The sequence below is a fragment of the Methylocystis sp. genome (assembly GCF_021731785.1).
Lineage (GTDB): Bacteria > Pseudomonadota > Alphaproteobacteria > Rhizobiales > Beijerinckiaceae > Methylocystis.
Genome location: NZ_JAKFWS010000061.1, coordinates 22,145 through 34,792, shown reverse-complemented (window position 1 = coordinate 34,792; position 12,648 = coordinate 22,145). Strand labels below are relative to the sequence as shown.

The 12,648-nt window shown below is 63.9% G+C and carries 10 protein-coding genes; 7 read left to right on the top strand and 3 right to left on the bottom strand.

Going from position 1 to position 12,648, the window contains the following annotated elements:
* The first annotated feature begins 156 nt into the window (after positions 1-156).
* Both glmU and glmS read left to right on the top strand, forming a co-directional pair.
* On the top strand, positions 157-1,518 hold the full coding sequence (gene glmU, locus QZ964_RS11585; RefSeq protein ID WP_292531816.1) for a bifunctional UDP-N-acetylglucosamine diphosphorylase/glucosamine-1-phosphate N-acetyltransferase GlmU: 1,362 nt from the start codon (positions 157-159) through the stop codon (positions 1,516-1,518).
* 96 nt (positions 1,519-1,614) lie between these two features.
* Positions 1,615-3,444: a glutamine--fructose-6-phosphate transaminase (isomerizing) gene (glmS, locus tag QZ964_RS11580; protein WP_292531815.1), complete on the top strand. Its 1,830-nt coding sequence runs from the start codon at positions 1,615-1,617 to the stop codon at positions 3,442-3,444.
* Between the two features lie 3 nt (positions 3,445-3,447).
* Here glmS and QZ964_RS11575 read toward each other — a convergent pair whose 3' ends face one another.
* Positions 3,448-4,980: an FAD-dependent oxidoreductase gene (locus QZ964_RS11575; RefSeq protein ID WP_292531814.1), complete on the bottom strand. Its 1,533-nt coding sequence runs from the start codon at positions 4,978-4,980 to the stop codon at positions 3,448-3,450.
* A gap of 184 nt (positions 4,981-5,164) precedes the next feature.
* Here QZ964_RS11575 and QZ964_RS11570 point away from each other — a divergent pair, with 184 nt between their 5' ends.
* Both QZ964_RS11570 and QZ964_RS11565 read left to right on the top strand, forming a co-directional pair.
* Positions 5,165-5,989, top strand: coding sequence for an ABC transporter permease (locus QZ964_RS11570; RefSeq protein WP_292531813.1), 825 nt, complete (start codon positions 5,165-5,167; stop codon positions 5,987-5,989).
* Positions 5,979-6,740 carry an ABC transporter ATP-binding protein gene (locus QZ964_RS11565; RefSeq protein WP_292531812.1) on the top strand — a complete coding sequence of 254 codons (762 nt, stop codon included), beginning with the start codon at positions 5,979-5,981 and terminating at the stop codon, positions 6,738-6,740. Before QZ964_RS11570 ends, QZ964_RS11565 begins: the two co-directional genes overlap by 11 nt.
* On the opposite strand, the gene QZ964_RS11560 is transcribed toward QZ964_RS11565, so the two are convergent.
* Positions 6,719-7,888, bottom strand: a complete 1,170-nt coding sequence (locus QZ964_RS11560; protein WP_292531811.1) for an LptF/LptG family permease — start codon at positions 7,886-7,888, stop codon at positions 6,719-6,721. The two genes, QZ964_RS11565 and QZ964_RS11560, sit on opposite strands and share 22 nt — an antisense overlap.
* 118 nt (positions 7,889-8,006) lie before the next feature.
* Positions 8,007-8,900 (bottom strand): hypothetical protein, encoded by an 894-nt coding sequence (locus tag QZ964_RS11555; protein WP_292531839.1) that lies wholly within the window; start codon positions 8,898-8,900, stop codon positions 8,007-8,009.
* Between the two features lie 155 nt (positions 8,901-9,055).
* On the opposite strand from QZ964_RS11555, the gene QZ964_RS11550 reads away from it, so the two are divergent.
* From QZ964_RS11550 to QZ964_RS11540, 3 genes are all read left to right on the top strand, one after another.
* Positions 9,056-10,321, top strand: coding sequence for a glycosyltransferase (locus QZ964_RS11550; protein WP_292531810.1), 1,266 nt, complete (start codon positions 9,056-9,058; stop codon positions 10,319-10,321).
* 99 nt (positions 10,322-10,420) lie between these two features.
* Positions 10,421-11,695, top strand: coding sequence for a glycosyltransferase (locus QZ964_RS11545; RefSeq protein WP_292531809.1), 1,275 nt, complete (start codon positions 10,421-10,423; stop codon positions 11,693-11,695).
* Positions 11,696-11,854: 159 nt separating this feature from the next.
* The gene (locus tag QZ964_RS11540; protein WP_292531808.1) at positions 11,855-12,631 is read left to right on the top strand and encodes an outer membrane beta-barrel protein; all 777 of its coding nucleotides are present in this window, start codon (positions 11,855-11,857) and stop codon (positions 12,629-12,631) included.
* Positions 12,632-12,648 lie beyond the last annotated feature (17 nt).

Below are 12,648 nucleotides of genomic sequence, written 5' to 3'. Positions count from 1 at the left end.
AGAAAGGCGAGGAGACAAAATGGTTTTCTTGGAGGTTTTTGGGGGCTGCGCGAGAAGGCCGCGGCCTTGCGCTCTGCCGCTCGAATCTGCCAGAACCGCGGCTCAAGCGGCGCCGCTCCGCCGTTTCCTTTCGCAACGTATAGCCCCGGGCGCCTGATGCCTACAGAAAGAAGCGCGCTCGCGATCGTCCTCGCCGCCGGCGAAGGCACGCGGATGAAATCCGACCGCCCAAAGGCGCTGCATGAGGTCGCCGGCCGCTCCATGCTCGCAAATGTGCTGTCGAGCGCCCTTAAAGCGGGCGTCAGCCGGGTCGCGGTGATCGTCGGCCCGGGACGAGACGACGTCAGCGCGGAAGCGCGACGCTGCGTCCCCGACGCGGAAATGTTCGTCCAGAGCGAAAGACGCGGCACGGCGCACGCCGTTCTCGCCGCGCGCGGCGCCATCGCCCAGGGATGCGACGACCTGATTGTGCTTTTCGCCGACACGCCGCTGCTGACCGCGCCGACGATCGGCGCGTTGCGCGCCGCTATCGCCGAGGGCGCCGCCGTGGCGGTCTTGGGCTTTCAAGCCTCAGACCCCTTCGGCTACGGACGGCTGTTGCGCGACTCCGCCGGGCGCCTCGTCGCAATCCGCGAGGAAAAGGACGCCAGCGACGAAGAACGCGCGGTTACGCTGTGCAATGGCGGTTTGATGGCGATCGACGGCGCCCGCGCGCTGCGATTGCTTGAAAGGATCGACGACCAAAACGCCAAGGGCGAATTCTATCTCACCGATGTGGTGGAACTGGCGCGCGCCGACGGACGCGACGCAAAAGTCGTCGTCGCCGACGAAAGCGAAGTGCTCGGCGTCAACGACCGCATCCAGCTCGCTCAGGCCGAAGCCGTCGCGCAGACGCGCCTGCGCCGCGCCGCCATGGCGGGAGGCGCGACGATGATCGCGCCGGAAACGGTGTTTCTTTCCGCCGATACGCTGATCGGCCGCGACGTGACGATCGAACCGCATGTCGTTATCGGCCCGGGCGTCGAAATCGCCGACGGCACCGTGATCCATTCCTTCTCGCATCTCGAAGGCGCGCGCGTCGGCGAAGGCGCGAGCGTCGGCCCCTTCGCGCGGTTGCGGCCGGGCGCGACGCTTGCCGAAAAAGCCAAGGTCGGGAATTTCGTCGAAATCAAGAACGCCACCGTCGCGCATGGCGCCAAGGTCAATCATTTGAGCTATATCGGCGACGCCGACGTTGGCGCGAACGCCAACATTGGCGCAGGAACCATCACCTGCAATTACGACGGCTATTTAAAATATCGCACGACGATCGGCGAGAACGCCTTCATCGGCTCGAATTCGTCGCTTGTAGCGCCGGTGACGATCGGGCAGGGCGCCTATGTCGGGTCCGGCTCCGTCATCACCAAGGACATCGCCCCCGATTCGCTCGCGGTGGCGCGCGGCCGGCAGATGGAGAAGGCCGGCTGGGCGATGACATTCCGGGCGACGCAGACGGCGAAGAAGGCCGAGAAACGATAATGTCGCGCATTTGAGCCGCTCACCTAAATCCGACGTCAACTCCGCGCCCATCCCGCTTTGGCGGCGCTCTTGCTATGATCGCTTTTGGAGGTCGTCATGTGCGGCATTGTGGGGATTATTGGAACGACTCCGGTCGCCGGCAAGATTATCGAGTCGCTGAAGCGTCTCGAATATCGGGGCTATGATTCCGCCGGGATCGCCACGCTGGAGAACGGGCGGCTCACCCGCCTGCGGGCGAGCGGCAAACTCAAGAATCTTGAAGAAAAGCTCGCGGCGGCGCCGCTCTCCGGCGCCGTCGGCATCGGCCACACGCGATGGGCGACTCATGGCCGCCCCACGGAGAACAACGCCCATCCGCACGCCAATGATCGCGTCGCCGTGGTCCATAACGGCATCATCGAGAATTTCCGGGAGCTGCGCGCTGAACTGACGGCGAAGGGCCATGTTTTTTCGACCGAGACGGATTCCGAGGCCGTCGTCCATCTCGTCGCCGACGCGCTGCGCAACGGCGCGACGCCGCAAGCGGCGGTCGCGGCGGCGTTGAAGCGGCTCAAGGGCGCTTTCGCGCTTGCTTTTCTTTTCGAAGGCGAAAACGATCTTCTCATCGGCGCGCGGCGCGGCTCGCCGCTGGCCGTCGGCAGGAGCGACGAAGGCGTCTATCTGGGCTCCGACGCCCTGGCGCTGGCGCCGTTCGCGACGGCCATCGCCTATCTCGACGAGGGCGACTGGGTGACGCTGACGCGCGAAGGCGCGCGCTTCCACGACGCCAACGACGCGCCCGTCGAGCGGCGCTTCCAGCCGCTGCTCGCCGGCTCCTTCCTGGTCGACAAAGGCAACTACCGCCATTTCATGGCCAAGGAGATTCACGAACAGCCGGAGGTCGTCGGCCGCACGCTGGCGCACTACCTCGATCTCGCGGAGGGTGTCGTGCGCCTGCCGTTCGAACTTAAATTCGATCCGAGGGCGCTGTCGCGCGTGACCATTTCGGCCTGCGGCACCGCCTATTACGCCGGTCTGGTGGCGCGCTACTGGCTGGAGCGCTTCGCCCGCCTGTCGGTCGAAATCGACATCGCGTCCGAATTTCGTTACCGCGAGGCGCCGCTGCCCGAGAACGGGCTAACCATTCTCGTCTCCCAGTCGGGAGAAACGGCCGACACGCTTGCCGCGCTGCGCTACGCGCGCGAACACGGCCAGCACATTCTCTCGATCGTCAACGTCGAATCATCGACGATCGCCCGCGAAAGCGACACGGTGGCGCAGACATTGGCGGGACCCGAAATCGGCGTCGCCTCGACCAAGGCCTTCACCTGTCAGCTCGCGGTCTTCGCCTGTCTGGCGCTGGCGCTGGGCCGCGCGCGCGGCGTGCTGAGCAAGGAGCGCGAACGCGAACTTGTTGCGGAACTCGTCGCCGCGCCGGGGCAGATGGCGCAGGCGCTTGCGCGCGAGGCGCAGATCGAACCTGTGGCGCGCGACGTCGCGCGCGCCTCGAGCGTGCTTTATCTCGGACGCGGCCCAGCCTTTCCTTTGGCGCTGGAAGGCGCTCTGAAGCTCAAGGAGCTTTCCTACATCCATGCCGAAGGCTATGCGGCGGGCGAGTTGAAACATGGGCCGATCGCGCTCATCGACTACGCCATGCCGGTGATCGTGCTGGCGCCCCCGGACGCGAGTCTTGAGAAGACCGTTTCCAATCTCCAGGAGGTCGCCGCGCGCGGCGGACATCTGATCTTGATCGGATCGCCGCATGCGCGGGACGCCGCGGCTGCGGAACTCGCCGGCTTTATCGAAATGGCGGAGAGCGTCGCAGGCCCGTTCGCGGTCATCGCTTACGCCGTTCCCGCGCAACTGCTCGCCTATCACGTCGCCACCTTCATGGGCAAAGATGTCGATCAGCCGCGCAATCTCGCAAAGAGCGTGACGGTGGAGTAGGGCTCAGCCCCTTTTGATGATCTCGACGGCGCTCAGCGCCTCGACGATCGCGCTCTCCACCGCCGGCATCCCCTGTCCGTCCGAATGCGCGAGCAAAACATTGCCGAAGCGCTTGGGCACAGCGCGCATCGTCGCGACGATCCCTGGCGCGGCGATCGTATGATGGTGCCCCCAGCGCGTCAGCCGCGCTTCGACAAGCCGGGCGGCGCCGAACGTCTCAGGCAGGAAGCGTCGCAGTTCTTCGACGATCGGCGCGGCGAGGGCGGCACGATCGCCCGCGAGCAGGCGCGCGCGGCCCGCGCGCGGATCGCGAAACGGCGCGTAGACGGTGAGCACGCTGTGATCCTTTGGCCGCTCGGCGGCGGGAAGGACGGCGGTCGCGCTGATCGCGTCGCTAAAGCTCTGCGCGCCCAGCGCCCAGCTGTCGTAATGCAGCTCCGGCGGAGGCCCCTCAAAGCAGCAGTTGGCGACGAGATAGCTTCCCTGTCGCAGCGACGTCATTGCGGCCGTCGCGGCCGGATCGACCCCGCGCAGGATGCGGCCCGCGAAGAAGTAGGGAGCCGCGACGACCGCCCATCGCGCCTCGAGGCAGCGGGGCTCGCCGGGATGAAGCGCGTCGAACCAGCCGACGCGGGCGTAGCCGCCCTCCGCCGGCTCGATCGCATAGACGGCGGCGCCGGTGACGATGCGCCCTTCGCCGGCGCCTGAAATGCGGGCCGCCATTGCCCGGGCGATCGCGGCGTTGCCGCCCGGGAACGCGTAGATGGGCGCATTGATCTCAGAGAGAAAGTTGACGCCGGCGTAGGCTGAAATCTCGTCGGCGGGCGCGCCGAGCGCCGACAGGCAGTAGGCGTCGATCAGACCGAAAAGTTCGGCCTCGATATGCTCGCCGCGCAAGAAATCGAACAACGACAGCCTGTCCAGCGCCAGCGCCGGCGCCGATGCCTCGGAGATCGGCATCCCGGGGAAGTCCCGACTTTCGCGGAGCCGGCGCAAGAGCGCTTTGAGGTCGTCATAGGCGCTTCGCCACTTCCCGTCCCGAGGATCGCCTTCGCCGGCGACGCCTGTCAGCGCCCTGTCGACTGGCGCGCTGACCGGTCGCGGCGCGAGACCGAGCGTATCATAGAATCTGCTGAAAGGCTCTGAAAGATCAACGATATATGCAGAACCAAGGGCATAGTCGACATCGCGCCAGCGCTTCGATTTGGCGACGCCGCCGGGCTCCGGCTCGCGCTCCAGGACGATGACGTCGCGATCTTGGAGCAGCGAGGCGACGGCGAGGCCCGCGAGCCCGCCGCCAATGACGGCGACGTCGACGCGCCGCTCCGGGGGCGGCAGCGGCGCGCGCGACAGCCCGTCACGAATCGCGTGCATCGGCGCGAAACTGTCGCCGGTCCAATCGCCCAGCACATAAGGCTGCTGCTCTTGCGCCGCTCCGCCGCCCGGCAGGATGAGTCCCACGCCCAAAGCGCCCAGGCCGGCGCCCAGCCCGGCGATCGCCTCCCGCCGAGTCACCATGGCCGCCTGCGAAGACATTGCGCTCGAATATTCATCCCGTCCCCTTGAGGGTTGAGCGCCGCCATTGACATGAGGCAGGCTGAACTGGTCTATGCGGGCGACGCCGCGCCGGTCGCGCCAGCGCCCGACTGCGCATTCGTGTTCAACGGACGCACCGCGCTATTCGAGATCACGGTCCAAGCCTGAAAGGATGCGTCGACACTTGCTCGCCTCGATTCCTCCCGCCTATGTCGCGCCCTTCGAACGGGCTTGGCGCAATCGGGAGCTTATCCGCGCCGTGGTGCGGCGGGAATTCATTTCCAGGTTTCGCGGCTCGGCGCTCGGACCGCTCTGGGCGGTGCTCGCGCCGCTCATCATGCTGCTCACCTATACGGCGCTGTTCTCGGTCACGGTTCCGCAGCTTTCCGCCGGCATCAGCGTCACCGACTATGCAAGCTCGATCTTCATCGGGCTCATTGCATTTAATGTGTTCAGCGAACTGGCCTATCGCGCGCCAATGCTTTTGCACGAGCATGTCAACTTCGTGAAAAAGTCGATTTTCCCCAGCGAAACCATCGCCTGGACGGCGACCATCCGGGCGTTCACATATGGCGGCGTAGCGTTCGCGGTCTATATCGTCTTTCGATTGTTGACGGCCGGAACGCTTCCCTTAACGATCGTGCTGACGCCGTTTCTCATCGCCCCGTTCTTCCTGTTCGTTTTGGGCGTCGTGTGGTTTCTGATGGCGCTCGGGGCGTTCACACGCGATGTCGCCCATATCATGGCTTCGATCGTGCCGGTGCTGATGTTCGCGACGCCGATCTTTTATCGCCTGGACCAGATCGCCGCCATGTCGGGATCGGTGGCGCTCTGGCTACGACTGAATATTGTCGGCGATTATATCGAGATGCTGCGGGGCGTCGCGCTCGACGGGACCGTGCCGAACGTCTTCGGCTATCTCGCGCTCGTCGCGATCTCCTACGCCGTATTCATAGGCGGCTATCAATTCTTCATGCGCTACAAATCGGTCATCGTCGATGTCATCTGAGCCCTCTATCCTTTGCGCGGGCGTCGGCAAGGCTTTCCAGCTCTATGCGCATCAGAACGACCAGCTCAAACAGATCCTGTTTGGCCTGTGGAAGAAGTTCTACAGGGACAAATGGGTGCTCCATGACGTCAATTTCACGGTAGAGAAGGGCGAGCGCGTCGGCATCGTCGGACGCAACGGCGCCGGCAAAACAACGCTTCTGCAGATTCTGTGCGGCATCACCCAGCCGACGAAGGGCGAGTTCAGGGTCGCCGGCCGAATCGCGCCGATTCTGGCGCTTGGCTCCGGCTTCGACGGGCTCCTGACCGGGCGCGAAAACGCCCGCATCGGGGCGGCGATTCTGGGGCTGTCACGCAAGGAGGTCGATGCCTGCATCGACGACATCGCCGCTTTCGCCGACATCGGGCCCTTCTTTGAACAGCCGATGCGCACCTATTCGATGGGCATGATTGCGCGCGTCGCTTTCGCGATCTGCGCCTACGCCAAGGCCGACGTGCTCATCGTCGACGAAGCGCTATCGGTCGGCGACGAAATATTCCAGCGCAAATGCGAGAAATACATCGCCGACTTCGCCAGAACCGGCACCATTTTGATGGTGTCGCACGATCTCAACTTTCTCGCCGCGCTCTGCGACCGCGTGCTCTGGCTTGAGGGCGGCGTCGTGCGCGAGACGGGCGATCCAGCGAAGGTGATCGGCGACTACCGTAAGGCAATGCACGCCGAAGAGGGTCAGGCGAGCGGCGTCGCGTAGGCGTCTCGCGGGGCGGAAGACGCGCGCCCGCCGAACAGCCGCTTTGGCTTCGGGCTCCAATTGAGCCGCGCGATGAGCCAGAGGGACGCGCCGACTTCGGCGACGGCCAGCGCGGCGAGCAGCAAGACGAACAATCCGTTGATGCGCAGCAGCGATTCAAGCGCGACCAGAAAGCCGATGTGCACGACTGGTATCGCGATCGTGGTGAGGCCGCCCGCCGCGCCGCGCCGGCCGGTAATGTTGCCGAAGGTCAGGACGAGCGCCATTGCGAGGAGCGTATGGGCGATGGCGAGCGTCGGCACGCCGAAGCGCTTCGCCGCCTCGGCCGTCCACTCTCCGAGTTGGCGCGGATCGCGTTTCGCCGCAGCGTAATTGGCGAGAAAATCGCCGGCGGACAGTTCATAGACCCCCCGCCAGCCTCGGTCGGGCAGCGATGTGCTGCCCTGCATCGGCAAGGCCATGGCGTATTCGTCGAAATTGGCGATGCGCACGTCGTTTGTGGTCAATGAGCGCGTCTGGATGCTGCCGTTGGAGAGCGCGACGATGACCCCTGATTCATTCCGGCGAAATTCGGCGCGCGCCGCCGTCACCGTCTCTTCCTGCATCTTTTCGACAGAAAGCTGGCGAACGAACAAATTGACCGCGAGGTCGGGCGTCTCCCAGCGCTCGATGTAGAGCGTCTTCACGCCATTATCGAAAGTGTAGAAATGCGCGGCGTCGAGCATCCGGTGGTTGAGAGAATTGCGCACGACATTGAGCACGTCCTGCATTTCGCTCGAATAGTGCGGCGCCGCGAAATTGGCGAGCAGATAGCCGAGGACGACGACGCCTGCCGCCAACGCCACCGCCGGGCGACAAATGGCCCAGACCGAAAGGCGCAATGCATAGAGAACGGCGATCATGCCCTCGCTCGCCATGCGGCCGAACTCAAGCGCGGTGGCGACGCCGACCGCCATCGGCAGCGTCACATAGGCTACCGTCGGGGTCACGCCGATCAGCGCCGGGATGACGAGGCCGCCGCGCACCGCGGCGGGCGGCAGCTGATAAAGCAGATAGGACAGGACGACGGGAATCGAGAGCGCGAACTGCACGACGAGCACGCCAAACCCGATGCGCTTGAACAGATACAGGAACAACAGGCGCGGCATGGCGAGCGTCCGCTCTATCGTTCGCCGTTTCGAGCGGAAAAGAACATCCGCGTCGTACGGCGCAAAGGGAAAAGCGACGCTTTGGCGCGAAACGGGCCGCGATGCAAGGCGCCAGTCGTCACTGCTTGAACCTCGCCCAGGCGGCCTTCGAATATCGCGTCCACGCCTCGTCGAAGACGCCGCTTTTCGGCAGGGCGGTCGCGCCCGCCCAATGGGCGAAATAGATCTCCTTGCCTTCGTAGTCGACAGGCTTGCCGTTCTGGAATTCGACGCCCGGCGCTTTGTAGAAGCTTTCGTGCGAGGCGCCTGAGATCACATTTGGCAAGAGCTCGATTTTGACGCCGCGCCGGTGGGTGACGAAATTGACGAGCGGCTGGGCGAAAAGCTGGCCGCGCTTGCGCACATCGTGGAAGATCACGGCGTCGTCACGGATTGTCTCGATGAAGTCCGAGAGCTTCAGATACTGGTTCGAGGTGACCCAGAAGCCGTCATTGAAGAGCAGCGCATCCTTGAGAAACGGATAGCGGTCGCGCCTGTCGTTGTAGACATATTCGAAGCTCGGCGAGGCGACGATGAACTCCGTCCTGCCGCTCTCTAGGCGGCCGAACAGGGGCGCCAAGTCGCGAAACAGAATGACGTCGACATCGACATAGGCGACTTCGTCGAGCGGCAGAGCGAGCGCCTGAAGTTTTCTCAACCGGCGGCGATTGGCGTTGAAGATGCCCGGGTAAAGTTCATGCGAGAGCTTGTCAATTTCAGTCGGCTCTTCGTCGACGTAATGCGCGCCGTAAATCTCAGCGGCGCGGCGCGTCATGGCGACATTGTCGTCATAGGGAATGAGATAAAGCGGCAATGAGGCGTTGGTGTCTCGGTAGCTTTCGAGAAAAGGCAGCAGCCAGTCGATGATCTTGTCGTTGCCGACGATGGCGACGCCGTAACGTCCGACCGGGTCGCCGCTTGGCGCCGCCGCGCTCTCGGGCGATAAGACTGGATTTGGGAAGCGAAGCCTCATATAGGGGATGTATTTGAAAATGGCGGGTAAATGCAAGAGGCAGCCCAGTATGAAGCGAAGAGCCAATTCCGGACGCCTTTAGCGGCGAGGCCACGCGCTCGATTTTGATAAGGAATTTGAGACAACCGCCATGTTGCAGCGCGACCTCTGACACGATGAGCCAACTTTCCCCATCCGCGACAGACCGGGCCAATTCGCCAGGCGCAAAGTCGCGGCCATTCGCCGGCAAGACCGTCGCCGTCGTTCACGCTGCCTGGCACAGTTGCGGCAGCTATCAGGTGAACGTCAGTCAGATCGCCGCGTATCAGGCGCTCGGCGCGCGCGTCATTTCTATCGCGATGATGGACGATCTTGCGCCTCGCCCGCCGCGCGGCGCGCGCTGGCTGAGTTATATCAACGCCTCGCACGACATCGGCGCGGACCGCCGCTTCTATTCTGGCGCGCCGCCTTCCGCCCTGGCGTCCCGACTTCTCGTGGATGGCTGGTGGCGGCTGATCCACGGCGATCAGGCGTCGTGGCTGATCGAACTCGCCAAGCGCACGCCGCCGCCTGCGGGCTTGGAGAGCGAAACGATCGACTTCGTTCACGCCAATCATTATTTCACGCTGCCTTTCGTCGAGACGCTGATGCGAGGGCGTAAGGTTCCGGTTGTTTTGGAGACGCAAGACATCCAGGCGCGCCAATATGTCTTGCGCAACAAGGGCGGGTTCTTCATTCCGCCATATGCAACCTATGACGACATGCTTGAGGTCGAACTCTCATGGATGCGGCGCGCAGATCTTTGCGCGCATCTCAATGAAGAGGAGCATCGCGATTTCCAGAAGCTGCTGCCGGAGCTTCGGCACGCGCTGATCTACCCGGCGGCGCCATCAGCCCCGCTGGCGCGTGGACGCGACATCATCATCGTCGCGAGCGACAATTACGGCAATTACGTGAGTCTGCGCTGGTTCTTGGAAGAGGTCGCGCCGTTGGCGGGCGATGCGCGCGTCGCAATTTACGGCAATATCGACGGCGGCGTGAAGCGGCGCGACGCAGGTCTCTATGAAGCGCACCGCGCTTTGTTCAAAGGCCGGGTCGATGACATCGGCGCGATTTACGCCAACGCAGGATGCGTGCTGCTCCCGACCGTCGAAGGCCATGGCCTGTCGATCAAGGCGGTCGAGGCGCTGTCCTGCGGCGCGCCGCTCGTCGCGACTCCTCTGGCGTTCCGCGGCATGCAGGTCGATCCGGCGAAATTGGGCAATGTCGCGCTCGCTGAAAACGCCGCGCAATTTGCGGAGCTTTGGCGCGACGCCCAGGCGAGGGCCGAACGTGGCGAGGCGGCGGTGCCGGAGCAAAGCGACACCCGCCGCCTCTATGAAGAGGCGTTCAGCCAGGAGGCTTATGCGCGCGCGCTGGCGACGGTCGCGGCCGAGCTCTGAGCATCTCGACTTTCCAGGCGCTTCAAAGAGCGCGCCGGAAGATTGTCGGAACGGTCAAAGTCGGATTAGGCTGCGGCGTGCGCCAGCTGGAGGATCGGGTTGACCGCTTCATCAAGTGACCGCTCGGCGTGCGCCGAGCGTCCGCTTCGCGGCCGGCGCGTCGCACTCATCCATCCGGCTTGGCATTCCTGCGGCACCTATCGCGTCGTACTTGGCCAAGTCGCCGCCTATCGCGCGCTGGGCGCCGAGGTTTTTCCGATCGCAATCAGTTCCGACCCCGGCTTCGTTCCAGGCCGGAACTGGATATGGAAGGCGTTCAATCAGGCGACTCCGGAGCTTGACGACGGTCCCCGCTATTATGGCGGCGCGCCGCTTTCCGTGGTGTTCGCGCCGCGCTTTCTGCGCGATGTGCTGTGGCCCTATATCCACGGCGATCAGGCGGTGGTGCGCCTCGGCATGGCCGAGCGCACGCGTGTATCGCCCGCCCTCGACGGCGCGACATTCGATCTTGTTCACTGCAATCATTTTTTTCTGATGCCGATCGCGCGCCGGCTCTGTCGCGGGACTGCCCCGATCCTGCTCGACACGCATGATCTGCAGGCGCGTCAATTCGCGCTGATCAATGAAACGATGCCCTGGCTTTCTCCCCGCGCCACCTACGAGTCGATGCTGGCGCGAGAACTCGAAGCGATGCGCGGCGCCGATCTGCTGTTGCATCTCAACGCTCAGGAGGCCGGAGATTTTCGCGCTCTGCTGCCCGAGAAGGCGCATGCGCTGCTGTATCCGGCCATTCCCGAGGCGCCGACCGGACCCGGGGGGCCTGACATCGTTCTCGTCGCGAGCAACAACGCCGCCAATGTCGATAGCGTGATCTGGTTCCTGCGCGAAGTCGCGCCCAAAACGCAGGGCGTCGCGGTGAAGATCGTCGGCAATGTCGACGTCGCCGTGCGCTCAAAGGCGCCTGAGCATTACGCCGCGCATAAAGACTGGTTTGTGGGCCGAGTCGATCATCCCGGCGCGGTCTATGCGAACGCGCGTATCGCGCTGCTTCCGACAATCAGCGGCACCGGGCTTTCGATCAAGTCGGTCGAAGCGCTTTCGAGCGGTCTGCCGCTGATCGCCACCACGCAGGCGATGCGGGGAATGGATGAGGAGGCGTTGCGTCTGCCCGGCGTCGTCATTGCCGATTCCGCTCCGGAATTCGCCGATGCGCTGAACCGGGCGGCGGCGATCGCGCCTTTGGACGAATCCGCGCGTCGCGTGAGTTCGGCGCGCCGATATTACGAGTCACGTTTCTCGCTCGCCGCCTACAAGTCGGGCCTCGGCGTGCTGACGGCCGCGCTGATTAGCGCTTGCGTTGCGAATTGTGATTGAAAAACAGAATGTTGATGGTGGGTGTGGCCCATCGGCAACGGCGCCGGAAAAACGGCGTTCCAACCAAGGGCGCTAATTACGTCTTAGGATTGATAATGTTACTTTGCCTTCGAAACTGCCGTTCGTCCCGAGAGGACGAGCTTATTGGAGGCGCCTCAGATGTCTTTCAGATCCTATGTGTTTGGCGCCTTTGCGTCAGTGCTGGCGGCCAGCGCCGTTTCGGCGGCTGATCTTCCCCGCTACAAGGCTCCGCCGCCGCCGCCGCCGCCGGCCTTCAGCTGGGACGGCTTCCACATCGGCATCAGCGGCTCCTACGCCGGCGGCGTCTCCAGCCAATATTCGCAAGTCTACCTGTTGACGCCCGGGGCCTTCCTGGCGATTCCGACGTCGAGCTCGATCGGCACGAGCGGATATTTGGTCGGTTACCAGAACGGCTATAACTGGGTGTTCGCCAACGGCCTCGTCGCCGGTTACGAAAGCGAATTCAACTACGCTGAAGTTCGCGCGACGAATACGGGTACGTTTTTTGGAGGCGTCAGCGCCAGCAGCCGCCTGCAATGGTTTGGCATGGAGCGTCTGCGCTTCGGCTATGCGTACGGCCGGTTTCTGCCCTACATCACCGGCGGCTTGGCCTACGGCAAGGTGCTCCCCTATGGCCAGCAGTGGGGAGGGCTGTTCCCCGTCAGCCAGTCCGTGTGGCAGGGCGGTTTCGCCATCGGCGCCGGCATCGAATACGCCATCCTCGACAATTGGAGCATCAAGGCCGAGTATATCTTCACCCGCATGAAAGGCGCTACCAGCGCGAACATTTCCTTCCCGTTCACTTACCGCACCGGCACAGGCAACTACCTGGATACGAACATCGCCCGCATCGGCGTCAATTATCAGGTCAAGAGCATCGGCGCGCTGATCGGCATGCCTGAACTCGGCCTCTGATCGACTGTCCTCCCCGG